Here is a 14,942-nt window from a genome sequence, read left to right on the forward strand (position 1 = left end):
GCGCCAGGGTCAGGCGAGCTTGCGCGCGCGCTCATCCTTCGAGATGAGCGCCGCAACCTCGCCGGCATGGGTGTGCGGCAACCCGTGCCAGGCGTCCTCGATCAGCTTCTGCTCCGCCACCGGGTTCCAGACCGAGAGCTGTGCCATGCTGCCCGCCGGCACCATCCGGTCCTGCCCGCCCCAGATCGCCAGCAGCGGGATCCCCAGCTCGGCAACCCGCCGGTGCGCCGCCTCCTGCGGCTCGAGCAGGCAGCCGCGCAGGCTCGACAGGACCGAGCGCACGTAGCCCCGGCGCTCGAGCTCGGCGACGTGCTGGCGGTCGATGTCCGGCACCTCGCTGCGCGCGTCCGAGCTTTCGATGACGTTCTGACGGTGCGCCTTGGGGAACACCACGTGGAACAGCCAGTCGCCGCTCAGCGGATGCCGCGCCGTCCATTCGACGATGGGCGAGAGCTCGGACTCGATCCCCGCCGGCGCCAGCAGCACCAGCCGCGAGACCCGCTCGGGCATCTCGGCGGCGAACTGCACCGCCACCGTCGCGCCGAGCGAATAGCCGAGCAGCGTCATCGGTCCCTGCAGGTTCAGCGCCGCGAGCAGCTCGTGCAGCTGGCGGGTCAGGAAGGCCGGGGTCTGCAGCGCCCGCGGGCGGTCGGAAAGCCCGCGCCCGTAAAGATCGTAGACCAGCACCCGCTTGCCCTGCGCTGCGAGGTGACGCGCCAGCGCGTGGAACACCGCCGAAGAGGCGGTCAGCCCGTGGATGCAGACCACCAGCGGGCCCCGCTCGGGCCCCATCAGCATGTAATGGGTCTCGCCCTGCGAGAGCCGGGCAAACTTGCCCGGCGCCTCGGCACGGCGGGTGTCGTCAAGCTTCCGGCGGCGGATTTCCCCAATCCCCGGAAGTGCCGCGAGCAGCGGAAGCGCCACACCGATGGCGCCAAGAACGTAGCTCATGCGGCGTCCCGCTCCGGCAGCAGCCCGTGGGCGACAAGGCTGCGCGCCCAGCCCTCCGGCCCGTCGAAGAGGTGCACCTGCCAGCCGCGCGCCGCGGCGGCGGCGATATTGTCCTCGCGATCGTCGGTGAACAGCAGCCGCTCCGGCGCCACCCCGGTCTCGGCCTCGAGCCGCGCGTAGATCTCGGCATCGGGCTTCGTGACGCCCATGTAGCCGGAAATGAAACGGCGGTCGAATTCCTTGAGGAACGGGTAGACGTCTTCGGCGACCTCGAAGGTGCCGATGCCGAAGTTGCTCAGCGCGAAGACCGGCACGCCGCGGGCGCGCAGCGCCCTGAGCAGCGCCACCGAGCGCGGGATCTCCGGGCTCGCGAGCTCGATCCAGCTGTCGTGCCAATGCCGGATCTCGTCGTGCCAATCCGGGTTCTGCACGGCCGCCTCGTAGACGGTGTCTCGAAAGTCCTCGCCCCGGTCGACCCGGTCGTTCATCGCGTGAAGATCAACCTCCGCGAACATCGCCTTGCGGCGTTGCTCACCCATGAGGCGATCGAAGTATCGCTCGGGCTGCCACTCGATGAGCACGTTCCCGATGTCGAAGACAACAGCTTCGATGGTCATTTCCTAGTCCCCTGCAGCGCGGACCTCGCGCTCTAGAGCATTTAGGAAACGGGAACGGTCATTCTTTGTAAAGCTCCGGCCTTTCCCGCTCTGGTAGAATGGATCCGAAGCGCGGATATCTTGCATCAGGTCGCGCATCGCCAGCTGCGCGCCGATGTTGCCGGGGGTGAAGACCTCGCCGTCGGGGCGCAGCACCCGCGCCCCGCCCTCGATGCAGCGCGCCGCGAGGGGGATGTCGTTGGTGACGACCACATCCCCCCTGCCCGCGCGCTCGGCGATCCACATGTCCGCCTCGTCGGGGCCCGCCGCCACCGTCACCACCTGCACGAGCGGGTTGCGCGAGGGGCGGAGCCCGCCGTTCGACACCAGCACCATCGGCAGGCGGTGGCGGGTTGCCACGCGCTCGGCCTCCTCCTTCACCGGGCAGGCATCGGCGTCGATGTAGAGCGTCACGCGTAGAGCGCCTCTGCGTGGAAGGCGATGTGCTCTTCCATGAAGGTCGAGACGAAGAAGTAGCTGTGGTCGTAGCCCGGCTGGGTGCGGAAGCTGCCCGCCTGCCGCTTCGCCGCCATCGCCTCGGCCAGCGCCTCGGGCTTCAAGAGGTGCAGGAACTGGTCGTTGCCGCCCTGGTCGATCAGCACCGGCCCGTCAAAGCCCTTCTCGCGCATCAGCAGCGTGGAATCATGCGCCGCCCACGTGCTTTCGTCCGCGCCGAGATAGGCGCCCAGCTGCTTGCGGCCCCAGTCGCTCTGCGTCGGGTTGGCGATCGGCGCGAAGGCCGAGACCGAGCGGAAGCGGCCGGGCAGCGACATGGCCAGCGTCAGCGCGCCGTGGCCGCCCATCGAGTGGCCGGTGATTGCCTGCCGCTCCATGTCCACCGAGAACTCCTGCCCGATCAGCGCCGGAAGCTCCTCGGCCACGTAGTCCCACATACGGAAATGCGGCGCCCAGGGCGCCTCGGTGGCATTGACGTAGAAGCCCGCACCCTGCCCGAGGTCATAGGCCTCGTCGTCGGCCACGCCCTCGCCGCGCGGCGAGGTGTCGGGGAAGACCAGTGCAACGCCCGCCTCGGCGGCCCAGGCCTGCGCCCCGGCCTTGGTCATGGCGTTCTCATGCGTGCAGGTCAGCCCCGAGAGGTACCACAGCACGGGCACTTCCATGTCCCTGGCCAGTTCGGGCAGGAAGAGCCCGAAGGTCATCTCGCCGCCGCAGGCATCGGAGGCATGGGTGTAGACCCCCTGCACGCCGCCGAAGCAGCGGTTCTCGGATTTGGTTTGCATGGTGGCACTCCTGTTTGCGCCCGCGTTTCGTCGCGCAAGGGCTACCCCGCAGGGACGCCGCCGCGCAAGCGAAAGACGGGGGCAGGGATCAGGGGTGGACCCAGGCGATGACCGCGCTGACCGTGAGGATGCTCGCCGCCGTCGAGACGAGGATCGCCGCCGAGACCCGCTGCGGCGCGATGCCGTAATGCTGCGCCAGGATGAAGACGTTGCCCGCCACCGGCAGCGCCGAGGCCGAGACCATCACCGCCGCCTGGAATTCGGTGACCGGGAAGATCACGTAGGCGCCGAGCGCCACGAAGGCCGGGTGCAGCGCCAGCTTGCAGAAGCTGAGCCATCCCGCCACCGCCAGCCGCTCGGCGCTCTTCGAGGCGAGCGAGGCGCCGATGGCGAAAAGCGCGCCGGGCGTCGCGGCATTGCCGAGGATCGCCAGGAACTCGGTGACCGGCGCGGGCAGCGTCAGCCCCGAGCCCGAGACGCAGAGCCCCGCGCCGATCGAGACGATCATCGGGTTCTGCACCAACCCCAGCGCGACGCGCTTCAGCAGCGCCGGAGAGAGCCGCCCCTCGCGCGCGCCGGTGACGAGGATGACCAGCAGCGTCGAGAAGACGATGAGGTCGATCGACAGCATCAGGATGATCGGCCCGACCGCCGCCTGCCCGAGCAGCACCGCCAACATCGGCACGCCGAGAAAGCCGGTGTTGCCGATGGCGGCGCATTGCGCCTCGATCGCCGTAGTCTGCAGGTTCTGCCGCCGGGCCAGCCCCACCAGCGTCGCCACGGAATAGACCGCGGCCGTGCCGAAGAGATAGGCCGAGGCGACGCGCGGGTCGAAGATCTCGGAGATCGACAGCGTCGCGGAGAAGCGGAAGAGCATCGCCGAGAGGGCGAAGTAGAAGACGAAGCGGGTGATCGCCGCCACCGATTCCTCGGAGAAGAACCTGATCCGCGCGGCCCCGTAGCCGAGGCCGATCAGGGCAAAGAACGGCAGGACCTTGAGAAAGACGGCGAGCATGCAGGAGGGTCAGGGAGCGCGGCGCGCGCTCAGACCTTGCCCTCGAAATCCCGGTGCACGTAGCGCGCGTCGCAATAGGGGCATTCCACCACGCCGCTGTCATGCGGCAGCGAGAGCCAGACGCGCGGATGCCCAAGCGCCCCCTCACCGCCGTCGCAGGCGATGCGGTAGCTGTCGACGAGTTTGGTCTCGGGCGCCTCGGTGGCCATGCTCCGGTTCCCTTTTCACTGGCTTTGCACTACCTGCGTTATGAGACAAGTCAGGCACGGGAGCAAGGCTCGGCATGAGTGACGACGCGATCCGCATCGAGGGGCTGCGCAAGACCTACACGGGGGGCAAGGAGGCGCTGAAGGGCATAGATCTTTCGGTGCCCCGGGGCTCGATCTTCGGCCTGCTCGGGCCCAATGGCGCGGGCAAGTCCACGCTGATCAACATCCTTGCCGGGCTGGTGGTCAAGAGCGCCGGCAAGGTCTCGATCTGGGGCTGGGACCAGGACCGCAACCCCCGCCAGTCGCGCGCCTCGATCGGGGTGATGCCGCAGGAGCTGAACCTCGACCCGTTCTTCTCGCCGCGCGGCGCGCTCGAGGTGCAGGCCGGGCTCTACGGCGTGCCGAAGCACGACCGCCGCACCGACGAGATCCTCGAGCTGGTCGGGCTGACCGACAAGGCCGAGGCCTATGCCCGCACGCTCTCGGGCGGCATGCGCCGCCGGCTGCTGCTCGGCAAGGCGCTGGTGCACGCGCCGCACATCCTCGTGCTCGACGAGCCCACCGCCGGCGTCGACATCGAGCTGCGGCAGATGCTCTGGCGCAACGTGCGCCGGCTCAACGCCGAGCGCGGCATGACCATCATCCTCACCACCCACTACCTCGAGGAGGCCGAGGAGATGTGCGACGAGATCGCCATCATCAACCACGGCGAGGTCGCGGCGCGCGACAGCACGGCGAACCTGCTCGGCAACATCGACGCCAAGACCATGGTGATCACCCCCGAGACCATGCCCGAGACCCTGCCGGAGGCGCCCGGCATCACCGCCGAGCGGCGCGAGGGCGGGCTCATCGCGCTCAGCTACCACGCCCGCCGGACCTCGGCCGAGGACGTGCTGGGGATGGTGCGCGCGCATGGCATCAGCCTGCGCGACGTGCGCACCGAGCAGGCCAACCTCGAGGACGTCTTCCTCGAGCTCACCCGCAGCCGTCCCGCCGCCTGAGCCGCCGCGCCGCCTCCGGCGGGAGTATTTGGAGAAAGATGAAAGGGCGGCGCCAGACCTCCGGCGCCGCCCTTCCTGTTCGACGTTCGGCAGGGGCGCGCCCCCTGCCTTCTTCTCTTTCCAAATACGCCCGCCGGAGGCGGTCCTGCCCGCCCCGCCGGCGCGGCGCCGGGATGGGTCAGCCCTGCGACAGCATCCGGCCGAGCGGCCGCCCGGCGAGGATGTGCACGTGCAGGTGCGGCACCTCCTGCACCCCGGCCTCGCCGGCGTTGGCGATCAGGCGGAAGCCGCCCTCCGCGACGCCCTCCATCTCGCAGACCTTGCCGATGGTGCGGGTGAAGTCGAGGATCTCGGCGTCCGAGGCGGTCTGCGCGAAATCGTCGTAGCAGACGTAGGCGCCCTTGGGGATCACCAGCACATGGGTCGGCGCCTGCGGGCGGATGTCGCGGAAGGCGAGGCTGTGCTCGGTCTCGAGCACCGTGCTGTTCGGGATCTCGCCCCGGAGGATCTTCGCGAAGATGTTCTGGTCGTCGTAGCTGTAGCCCATTGGCTTCCCTCAATCGGAATAGAGTTGGTCGTCGGAGACGATCTGCCGGGCCACGCCCGGCGAGACCGAAAGGAACTGTGCCACCGCCTGCGCCTGCGCCTCGCGCGGGTCGAGCTCGCGCAGGTGCAGGTGATCGGGCAGCTGCGCGTCACGCAGCGCGTCGCTCTCGTGCAGGATGTCGTTGCGGATGGTCGGCACGAGCCGCGCCATGGCCGCCTCGGTGGTGCGCTCCCCGGCCAGCCCGATGCGCGTCGCGTGGCCGGCAAGGAAGCTGTCCGAGAACTCGCAGTCGATCTGCAGCAGCCGGGTGCGGGCGCGGTCGCGGCTGAAATCCTCGATCAGGTCGAGATTGCCCGGATCGAGGCAGATCACCAACCGCTCGCGACCGAAGGACTCGTAGAGCATCCGCATCAGCGCCCGGCGGTGGCGGTGGCGCTTGTCCATGCTCGACTGCAGCCCGCCGAGGTCGGGCAGCTCGCAGCTTTCCTCGTTGAAGAGATAGTCGATGCAGGGCAGCCCGGTCGCCTCGCGGATGCGCCCGATCAGCCGCTTGGCCACGTGCCATTTCTTGCACACGAGGATCAGCAGTTCGCGCTCGCGCCCGAGCGAGCTCTCGGTCTCCCAGAAGCGCGGCGCGAAGCGGTGCCCGTCCCGGCCCTTCTCGGTGAGGAACTGGTAGAGCGAGCGCCCCTCCCCCGAGATCTCGAACCGCACCCGCTCGGAGGAATAGAGCACGCCGAGCCGGCGCTTGAGATCGAGCGCGCCGGGGCTGATCTTGCGGGCGAAGAGGTAGTCCTGTGCCAGAAGGAGGTCGTAGTGGTCGTTGTAGAAGGTGACCGGCATCCCGTAGTCCGAGAACATCAGGAAGGTCAGCGTGCGGTTCTCGATCTCGGGCTCGGGCACGAGGTGGCGCACCAGCGTCTGGAAGAAGGTCTCGTCGGGAATCCACGTGCCGCGGAAGAAGCGCACCACGTCGGGCCGCCCGGCGATGAACGCGAGGATCGCCTCGACCGTGCGCCGCCGCAGGCACCACCATTGCGAGCCGATCATCACGTCGAGATCGGCGGGGATCTTCCGCTTCAGCCCGAGCCGCTTCTGCAGCTCGAACATGGCGTAGAAGCGTCGCTTCTGGGTGCGCTCGTTGAAATGGTGGCGGTAGATCAGCCGCTCTTCCTTCCAGCCGGTCCTGATCCAGCCGGAGGTGAAGAAGTCGACGCTCTCGATGTAGTCCGCCTCGCGCGCGTCGAGCCGCTCATGCGCATATTCGGCCGACTTGATCGCCATGCAGTCGCCCGAGACCATGTAGAAATGCGTCGCGCGCGGGAACCGCTCGAGCGCCGCCTCGACGGCGTTCAGCGTCGCCTGCACCAGCGACCAGGCGCCCCAGCCGCATTTCACCCGGCGCGAGAAGGTGACGTTAGGGTTGTCCGCCAGCGCCGCGCGGATGCGCTCGTAGTCGGCCTGCGGCGCGCCGGCGTCGAAATGGATGGCCATGCAGTCGCCCACGGCGGTCAGGCTCTGCGCCTGCTTGATGATCGCCTCGGGATCCCTGTGGCACAGCAATATGAAGGCAATCTTCGCCAAAGGATCAGGTCCGCCCAATTTTCGCCCGTTTCATCGCCTTTACCCGCGCGGAGGCGTTGAACAGGCCGATGTCTTTTGCTTTTTTGCATGCAGAGGGAGCCCGCGACAAGCCGGGCAGGTACGAGGAGCGGGCGGTATGGGGTTTCCGGGCACATGGATGACCGAGAGCGAGAGCATGGTCTATCGCGTGGTGCCCAAATGCGCCTGCTCGACCATCGGCCAGATCATGTACTACTCGGACCACGGGCAGTTCTACGACGGCGACATCCATGACGCCGGGCAGGGCCTGCACAAATGGGCCCGCGACGAGAGCCAGGGCGCGATCCGCGCCAATGTGAAGACCCGCGGCGCCTATGCCTTCACCTGCGTGCGCAACCCCTACAGCCGCATCCTGTCGAGCTTCTTCGACAAGATCTGCGGCATCCAGCGCAACGGCAACCGCTACCGCGGCAACCTCGTGCCGATGCTGGTGCAGAAATACGGGATCGAGGTCGGCGGCGAGGATGGCAAGGAAGAGTTCGACCAGGTCCGCTCGTTCCGCCGCTTCCTGCTCTTTGCCCGCGACACCATCCGCTGGCGTCGTCCGATGGACCCCGACATCCACTGGTCGGCCATGTCGGGCCATGTCTCGACCTTCATCGTGAACGGCGGGCGCTACGACCGGATCTTCTGGACGGAACGCTTCGACGAGGGGATGCAGGGCGTGCTCGACAAGGTGCAGACGCGGGTCCCTGTCGATCTGCAAGCCATCCCCCGCTTCAACGAATCCGAGGGTCACGGTCCGAAGCGCGCGCATCCGGTCGAGGACTATTTCGACGACCTGTCGATGCATCTCGTCTACGAGATCTACAAGCGCGACTTCGAGCTCTTCCGCTATGATTTCGAGAACCCGGCGAACAAGATGCCGCTCGGCGAGATCGACCTCGACGAGGTGCACGCCAAGCTCGGCGACTGAGCGCCGGGGCCGCGCGTCAGGTGATGCGCAGGTAGCCGAAGACCGCCGGGAGCAGCCGCGCCTCGATGGCGGCAAGGTCGGATTCCTCGGCCAGCAGCGCCGCGTGCACCATGCCCCGGCAGAGCGCCGAAAGATCGCGCGCGGCGATCTCGGGCTGCGCGATGCCGAAGCGCCGCAGCAGGGCCACCATCGCCGCGTCGACCTCCGCCCCCACGGCGCAGACATCGGGCCCCAGCGGCAGCTGCGTCTCGGCCTTCTCAAGCTCGCGCGACAGCACCGGCGCGCGGGCGTGGTGCAGGATGGCGGCGTGCAGCACGGTGGCCGCCGCCTCGCGCAACCCCATCGCGTGCGCCGCCGCGACCGCCTGCGCCATGTCCTCGAAGAACTGCGCCTTCTGCCGCCGGATCAGCTCGGCAAGGATTGTCTCCTTGTTGGGGAAATACTGGTAGAGCGTGCCGATGCTCACCCCCGCCCGGTCGGCCACACCATTGGTGGTCAGCGCGGCGGCGCCGCCGGCCTCAAGAATCTGAGTCGCGGCGGTCAGGATCGCCTCGACCGAGGCGCGCGAGCGGCCCTGACGCGGTGTTTTCCGGGGAGATAGCGCTGCGATCTGGGCCATGGCGGAATGCGAGTAGGAAACCTGAGGGAATGCTCACATTCTACCCCGGACAGAGGATCGCACAAGGGGAAACCGCCATGACCGGGTACTGGAACGGCCGCAAGGTGCTGCTGACCGGCGCGACGCGCGGCATCGGCCTTGCCATGGCCGAGCAGCTGGCGCGCGAAGGCGCGACGGTGCTGGGCGTGGCCCGCAACCTTGCCGCGCTCGACGAGATGGCGCGCCGGCTCGGCCCGCGCTTCGACGGGCTCGAGGCGGACCTCGGTGATCCCGAGATCCCCCGCGGCGTGGTCAACTGGGTGGCCGACGCGCATCCGGACTGCTCGGTGCTGATCAACAACGCCGCGGTGATGAGCCACCCGCTGCTCACCGACGGCGGCAACCACGATGTCGGGATCGAGGAGGAAGTGCAGATCAACCTGATCGCCCCCATGCAGATCGCCACGGCGCTGCTGCCGCGCCTTGCAGCCCAGCCGGGCGCGCGGATCGTCAACGTTACCTCGGGGCTGGCCGTCGCGCCGAAGACCGACGCGCCGATCTACTGCGCCACCAAGGCGGCGCTGCGCAGCTTCACCCGCAGCCTGCGTTACCAGGCCGAGGACGCCGGGCTGCGCATCCGCATCTGCGAGGCGCTGCTGCCCTCGGTGAACACCTCGCTGTCGCGCGGGCGGGCGGAGCGCAAGATGCCCGCCCTCGAGGCCGCCGCCGCGATCCTCGCCGGGGCCGAGGCCGGAAAGCCCGAGATCTGGATCGGTCGGACCCGGCTGCTGCGCCGGGTGATGCGCCTGTCACCCGCGCTGGCGCACGGGATCATGCGCCGGATCGAGGCCTGAGCTCAGCCCTCGAGCTCTTCCGAGGGAATCATCGGGAAGAACGCGCCGGACGACCAGAGGCCGAACCAGCGCGCGCCCTCGTGCTCGTGGTGCTGCCCGAGCTCGACCAGCCGGTAGAAGCTCTTGCGGTCGATCAGCGCCTCGAGGTTGCGGCGCACGTGGATGTAGGGCGATGGCTCGCCGGTTTCGGCATCGCGCACGACGCGGATCGGATGCTCGGGCCCGGCCACCGCGAAATCGCCGACATGGGTCTGGAAGGTCAGCACCTGCGCATCGCCGTCGCCCTCGGCCTCGAAGTCGGTGGCGACGAAGGGCGCGTCCTCGACGGTGATGCCGACCCGCTCGACCGGGGTGACGAGGAAATAATCGTCGCCGTCCTTCCGCAGGATCGACGAGAACAGCTTCACCAGCTCGAAGCGCCCGATCGGCGTGCCGAGGTAGAACCACGTGCCGTCGCGGGCGATCCGCATGTCGAGATCGCCGCAGAACGGCGGATTCCAGCGTTCGACCGGCGGCAGTCCGCGCCCGGAAGCGGCGCGCGCTGCAGCAGCAATGCCGTCAGCCGAGGGAGTCACGTAATTTTGTGTGCGCATTGCTTTTGCCATTTTTCACCCCCGCGATACACTCGCTTCGGTAAAGGATTTACGCAAGGGAGTCTCCCCATGGCCGAAGACCTGGTCGCCGAGATCGAGGCGCTGGAAGAAAAGCTCGCCGAAGCCAAGTCGGCGATCACCCGGCGCTTCATCGGGCAGGAACGGGTCGTCGACCTGACCCTCGCCGCGCTGCTCTGCGGCGGGCACGCGCTGCTCATCGGCCTGCCCGGGCTCGGCAAGACCCGGCTGGTCGAAACCCTGTCGACGGTGATGGGCCTCAACGGCAACCGCGTGCAGTTCACCCCAGACCTGATGCCCGCCGACATCCTCGGCTCCGAGGTGCTGGAAACCGCCGCCGACGGCAGCCGCGCCTTCAAGTTCCTGCCCGGCCCGGTCTTCTGCCAGCTGCTGATGGCGGACGAGATCAACCGCGCCTCGCCGCGCACGCAGTCGGCCCTGTTGCAGGCCATGCAGGAGAAATCGGTGACCATCGGCGGGGAAACGCGCCAGCTCGAGCTGCCGTTCCACGTGCTCGCCACGCAGAACCCGATCGAGCAGGAAGGCACCTACCCCCTGCCCGAGGCGCAGCTCGACCGCTTCCTCGTGCAGATCGACGTGGCCTATCCCGACCGCAAGACCGAGAAGGACATCCTGCTGGCAACCACCGGCACCGAGGAGGCGCAGGCGCACCAGGTCTTCGATCCCGCCACGCTGATGGCCGCGCAGCACCTGCTGCGCCGGATGCCGGTGGGCGACGCGGTGGTCGAGATGATCCTCGACCTCGTGCGCGCCTTCCGGCCCAGCGATCCCTCGTCCTCGGCGCGGGTGCGCGACACCGTCGCCTGGGGCCCCGGCCCGCGTGCCGCGCAGGCGCTGATGCTGACCGTGCGCGCCCGCGCGCTGCTGCAGGGGCGCCTTGCCCCCTCGCCCGAGGACGTGATGGACATGGCCCGCCCGGTGCTGGTGCACCGCATGGCGCTGACCTTCTCGGCCCGCGCCCGCGGCGAAAGCCTCGGCGCCCTCATCGACGAGGTCTGCAGCACGCTGGAGCCCTCCGAGGCCGCCGCTTGATCACCCCCGTCGCCCAGCTCCGCAAGAGCGCCCAGGAAGAGGCCGCGCGGTTCCCGGCCCTGCTGGCGCGTGCCGAGCATCTCGCCGGCACCGTCCTGCTGGGCGAGCACGGCCGGCGACGCTCGGGGCTCGGGGACGATTTCTGGCAGTACCGCCCGCTGCGCCCCGGCGACACCTACCGCTCGATCGACTGGCGCCGCTCGGGCCGCGGCGACGACCAGTATGTGCGCGAGCGCGAATGGCAGATCGCGCAGAGCGTGCAGCTCTGGGTCGATACCGGCGCGTCCATGCGCTTTACCTCGCACCGCGACCTGCCCAGCAAGGGCGACCGCGCGCGGCTGGTGGCGCTGGCCGTCGGCATCCTGCTGATCCGCGGCGGCGAGCGGGTGGGCTTCACCGGCTGGTCGCTGCCGCCGCGCAACGGCGACATCCAGATCCTGCGCCTTGCCGAGGCGCTGACGAAGGACGGCGACGAGGACTACTCCGAGCCCGAGGCGCGCGGCATGATCCCGCACGCGCGGGCCATGTTCGTCTCGGATTTCCTCGGCGACATCGCCCCGGTGGAGGCGGCGCTGACCAAGGCCGCCGACCGCGGCGTGCGCGGGGTCCTGCTGCAGGTGCTCGACCCCTCGGAAGAGACCTTCCCGTTCAAGGGCCGGACGATTTTCGAAAGCGTCGGCAAGACCCTGGCCCATGAGACGCTGAAGGCCGGCGACCTGCGCGAGCGCTATCTCGAGCGCCTCGCCGAGCGCAAGGCGCGACTGGACCATCTGTCTCGCTTAACTGGTTGGCAATTTATGTGCCATCATACGAGCGACAGCGCGCAGAACGCCCTGCTCTGGGTCTATCGCGCGATGGATGGAGGGCACGGATGACCGTACTCGGCCCGCTGGGCTTCACCGCCCCCTGGCTCCTGCTGGGGCTGCTTGCCCTGCCGGTGCTCTGGGTTATCCTCCGCGCCGTCCCCCCGGCCCCGATCCGGCGCCTGTTCCCTGGCGTGGTGCTGCTGCTCGGGCTCAAGGACGACGACCAGGTCACCGACCGCACCCCCTGGTGGCTGCTGCTGCTGCGCCTGCTGGCCGTGGCGGCGGTGATAATCGGGCTGGCCGGGCCGATCCTGAACCCCGAGGACGACTCGCAATCCGTGGGCACCGGCCCGCTGCTCGTGGTGATGGACGCCAGCTGGTCCTCTGCCGCCGACTGGCGCGCGCGTCAGACCGCGCTCGATGCGCTGCTCTCGCGGGCCGAGCGCGAGGCGCGGCCGGTCGCGGTGATCCGCCTGACCGAACCCGAGGTGCCGCAGTTCCAGCAGGCCGCCGTGATGCGCTCACGCCTGTCGGGGCTGCAGCCCGAGCCCTGGGAGCCCGGCGAGGAGCACGTGACCCGCGCACTGTCGATGCTGCCCGAGGGGGATTTCGACAGCTACTGGATGTCCGACGGGCTTGCCCGCGACAGCCGCGAGCCGCTGCTCGACGCGCTGATGGAGCACGGGCAGGTCACCGTCTTCGAAAGCCCGCGCAACCTGACCGCGCTGCTGCCGCCGCGCTTCGAGGACGGGCATGTCCAGCTGACCGCCCGCCGCCTGCACCCCGGCGCCGCGCGCGAGATTTCCATCGCCGGGCACGGACTCGACCCGGCGGGCAACCCCGCCGTGCTGGTCCGCGCGCCGCTCACCTTCGCCGAGGGTGCCTCGGAAGGCCAGCTCGACCTCTCGCTGCCCGCCGAGCTGCGCGCCCGCATCACCCGCTTCGAGATCGACGGTGCCCGCAGCGCCGGCGCGGTCAGCCTGCCCGACGACAGCCTGCGCCGCCGCGAGGTCGCGCTGATCGCCGGGAACGAGAACCGCGAGGGGCTCGAGCTGCTCTCGCCGCTCTACTATCTTCACAAGGCGCTGGAAGAGGATGTCGACATCCTCGACGGTGCGCTGACCGAGGTGCTGCCCGCCAACCCCGACGTGATCGTGCTCGCCGACGTGGCGACGCTTGGCCCGGGCGAGGCCGAGGGCGTGACCGAATGGCTCGAGAAGGGCGGCACGCTGCTGCGCTTTGCCGGGCCGCGGCTGGCCGCCTCGGACCTCTCGCGCGACCGCGAGGACCCGCTGATGCCCGTGCGCCTGCGCGCCGGCGGGCGCTCGGTCGGCGGCGCGATGAGCTGGGGCGAGCCGAAATCGCTGGCCCCCTTCCCAGAGGGCAGCCCGTTCGAGGGGCTCCGGATCCCGGCCGACGTCACCGTGACCAGCCAGGTCATGGCGCAGCCCGACCCGACCCTCGCCGAGCGCGTCATCGCCCAGCTGAGCGACGGCACCCCGCTGGTGACCCGCAAGCGCGTCGGACAGGGGCAGGTCGTGCTCTTCCACGTCACCGCCAACGCCGAATGGTCCACACTGCCGCTCTCGGGGCTCTTCGTGCAGATGCTCGAGCGGCTGGCGATCTCGGCCATGCCCGCGACCCCCGACCCCGAAGAACTGGTGGGCACCATGTGGCAACCCATTCGCGTGCTCGACGGCTTCGGCGCCGTGGTCGATGCGGGCACCCTGCCCGGCGTGCCCGGCGAGGCGCTGCTCTCCGCCCCGCTCGGCCCCGAGCTGCGCCCCGGCCTCTACCAGGGCGAGGATCGCAGCCTCGCGCGCAACGTGGTGACCGAGGACACGGTGCTCGAACCCGCCGTCTGGCCCGACACGGTGCCGGTCGAGGGGATGACCCGGCCACAGGAGACCCCGCTCGCCGGCTGGCTGCTGGCGCTGGCGATCGCGCTGCTGCTCGCCGATGTCATCGCCTCGCTCGCCCTCTCGGGCCGGCTGCGCGGCGCCCGGCCCACCGCCGTCGCGCTGCTGCTGGCGCTGAGCCTCGGACCGCTCGCCGCCCCCGGCACGGTCCGGGCGCAGGGCGCGGCGTCGGGCGGGGGCGACGCCTTTGCCGAGGCGGCCACCGCCGAGGTCACCCTCGCCCATGTCATCACCGGCGATGCGCAGCTCGACGACCTGGCGCAGAACGGGCTGCGCGGCCTGTCGGAGACGCTCTTCTACCGCACCTCGGTCGAACCCTCCGAGCCGATGGCGGTCGACCTCGAGAAGGACGAGCTGGCCTTCTTCCCGTTGCTCTACTGGCCGATCACCCCGTCGCAGCCCACCCCCTCGCCCGCCGCCTATGCCAAGCTCAACGAGTACCTGCGCTCGGGCGGGATGATCCTCTTCGACACCCGCGACGCCGATGTCGCGGGCTTCGGCACGGCCAGCCCCGAGGGGCGCAAGCTGCGCGAGCTCGCCGCCCCGCTCGACATCCCGCCGTTGGAGCCGGTGCCGCAGGACCACGTGCTGACCCGCACCTTCTACCTGCTGCAGGACTTCCCCGGCCGCTACACCAGCCGCGACGTCTGGGTCGAGGCCGCGCCGCCCGATGCTGAGCTGATCGAGGGCATGCCCTTCCGCAACCTCAACGACAACGTCACCCCGGTGGTGATCGGCGGCAACGACTGGGCCGCGGCCTGGGCGGTGGACGCGCGCGGCAACCCGCAGGTGCGCATCGGCTCGGGCTTCGCCGGCGAGCGCCAGCGCGAGATCGCCTATCGCTTCGGGATCAACCTGGTGATGCACGTGCTCACCGGCAACTACAAATCCGACCAGGTCCACGTGCCTGCGCTTCTCGACAGGCTGGGCCAATGAACGGAT

The 14,942-nt window shown here is 69.5% G+C and carries 16 protein-coding genes; 6 read left to right on the forward strand and 10 right to left on the reverse strand.

All coding sequences use genetic code 11. The features are described from left to right. Positions 1–9: 9 nt before the first annotated feature. The 6 genes from PVT71_RS04810 to PVT71_RS04835 form a co-directional block, all read right to left on the reverse strand. A complete protein-coding gene (locus PVT71_RS04810) occupies positions 10–951 on the reverse strand; it encodes an alpha/beta hydrolase (protein WP_353473366.1) in 942 nt (313 codons plus the stop codon). Continuing rightward, entirely contained in the window at positions 948–1,568 is a 621-nt protein-coding gene (locus tag PVT71_RS04815; RefSeq protein WP_353473367.1) for an HAD family phosphatase, read from the reverse strand. Before PVT71_RS04815 ends, PVT71_RS04810 begins: the two co-directional genes overlap by 4 nt. Positions 1,569–1,571: 3 nt before the next feature. Next, positions 1,572–2,021, reverse strand: coding sequence for a YaiI/YqxD family protein (locus tag PVT71_RS04820; RefSeq protein ID WP_353473368.1), 450 nt, complete (start codon positions 2,019–2,021; stop codon positions 1,572–1,574). After that, complete coding sequence (gene fghA, locus PVT71_RS04825; protein WP_353473369.1) at positions 2,018–2,848, reverse strand: S-formylglutathione hydrolase; 831 nt, start codon at positions 2,846–2,848, stop codon at positions 2,018–2,020. Before fghA ends, PVT71_RS04820 begins: the two co-directional genes overlap by 4 nt. Positions 2,849–2,936: 88 nt before the next feature. Beyond that, entirely contained in the window at positions 2,937–3,863 is a 927-nt protein-coding gene (locus PVT71_RS04830; protein WP_353473370.1) for an AEC family transporter, read from the reverse strand. A gap of 29 nt (positions 3,864–3,892) precedes the next feature. Beyond that, entirely contained in the window at positions 3,893–4,072 is a 180-nt protein-coding gene (locus tag PVT71_RS04835; RefSeq protein WP_353473371.1) for a zinc-finger domain-containing protein, read from the reverse strand. 74 nt (positions 4,073–4,146) lie between these two features. Between PVT71_RS04835 and PVT71_RS04840 the strand changes: the two genes are divergently transcribed. Beyond that, on the forward strand, positions 4,147–5,073 hold the full coding sequence (locus tag PVT71_RS04840) for an ABC transporter ATP-binding protein (RefSeq protein ID WP_353473372.1): 927 nt from the start codon (positions 4,147–4,149) through the stop codon (positions 5,071–5,073). Positions 5,074–5,251: 178 nt separating this feature from the next. Here PVT71_RS04840 and PVT71_RS04845 read toward each other — a convergent pair whose 3' ends face one another. Both PVT71_RS04845 and PVT71_RS04850 read right to left on the reverse strand, forming a co-directional pair. Continuing rightward, positions 5,252–5,620, reverse strand: a complete 369-nt coding sequence (locus PVT71_RS04845) for a histidine triad nucleotide-binding protein (RefSeq protein WP_353473373.1) — start codon at positions 5,618–5,620, stop codon at positions 5,252–5,254. A gap of 9 nt (positions 5,621–5,629) precedes the next feature. Further along, positions 5,630–7,204 (reverse strand): DUF5928 domain-containing protein, encoded by a 1,575-nt coding sequence (locus PVT71_RS04850; protein WP_353473374.1) that lies wholly within the window; start codon positions 7,202–7,204, stop codon positions 5,630–5,632. Positions 7,205–7,340: 136 nt separating this feature from the next. Between PVT71_RS04850 and PVT71_RS04855 the strand changes: the two genes are divergently transcribed. Next, positions 7,341–8,159 carry a sulfotransferase family protein gene (locus PVT71_RS04855; protein ID WP_353473375.1) on the forward strand — a complete coding sequence of 273 codons (819 nt, stop codon included), beginning with the start codon at positions 7,341–7,343 and terminating at the stop codon, positions 8,157–8,159. Between the two features lie 16 nt (positions 8,160–8,175). Here PVT71_RS04855 and PVT71_RS04860 read toward each other — a convergent pair whose 3' ends face one another. Beyond that, the gene (locus tag PVT71_RS04860; protein ID WP_353473376.1) at positions 8,176–8,778 is read right to left on the reverse strand and encodes a TetR/AcrR family transcriptional regulator; all 603 of its coding nucleotides are present in this window, start codon (positions 8,776–8,778) and stop codon (positions 8,176–8,178) included. Between the two features lie 77 nt (positions 8,779–8,855). On the opposite strand from PVT71_RS04860, the gene PVT71_RS04865 reads away from it, so the two are divergent. Further along, the gene (locus tag PVT71_RS04865) at positions 8,856–9,611 is read left to right on the forward strand and encodes an SDR family NAD(P)-dependent oxidoreductase (RefSeq protein WP_353473377.1); all 756 of its coding nucleotides are present in this window, start codon (positions 8,856–8,858) and stop codon (positions 9,609–9,611) included. Between the two features lie 2 nt (positions 9,612–9,613). On the opposite strand, the gene PVT71_RS04870 is transcribed toward PVT71_RS04865, so the two are convergent. Continuing rightward, entirely contained in the window at positions 9,614–10,204 is a 591-nt protein-coding gene (locus PVT71_RS04870; RefSeq protein ID WP_353473378.1) for a DUF1285 domain-containing protein, read from the reverse strand. Positions 10,205–10,273: 69 nt separating this feature from the next. Between PVT71_RS04870 and PVT71_RS04875 the strand changes: the two genes are divergently transcribed. The 3 genes from PVT71_RS04875 to PVT71_RS04885 are packed head-to-tail and all read left to right on the forward strand — an operon-like array spanning position 10,274 to position 14,936. Then, on the forward strand, positions 10,274–11,275 hold the full coding sequence (locus PVT71_RS04875) for a MoxR family ATPase (RefSeq protein ID WP_353473379.1): 1,002 nt from the start codon (positions 10,274–10,276) through the stop codon (positions 11,273–11,275). Next, positions 11,272–12,150 (forward strand): DUF58 domain-containing protein, encoded by an 879-nt coding sequence (locus PVT71_RS04880; RefSeq protein ID WP_353473380.1) that lies wholly within the window; start codon positions 11,272–11,274, stop codon positions 12,148–12,150. The genes PVT71_RS04875 and PVT71_RS04880 overlap by 4 nt, the downstream gene beginning before the upstream one ends. Continuing rightward, a complete protein-coding gene (locus PVT71_RS04885; protein ID WP_353473381.1) occupies positions 12,147–14,936 on the forward strand; it encodes a DUF4159 domain-containing protein in 2,790 nt (929 codons plus the stop codon). Before PVT71_RS04880 ends, PVT71_RS04885 begins: the two co-directional genes overlap by 4 nt. Positions 14,937–14,942: the final 6 nt, after the last annotated feature.

Source organism: Salipiger sp. H15 (assembly GCF_040409955.1).
Classification (GTDB): domain Bacteria; phylum Pseudomonadota; class Alphaproteobacteria; order Rhodobacterales; family Rhodobacteraceae; genus Salipiger.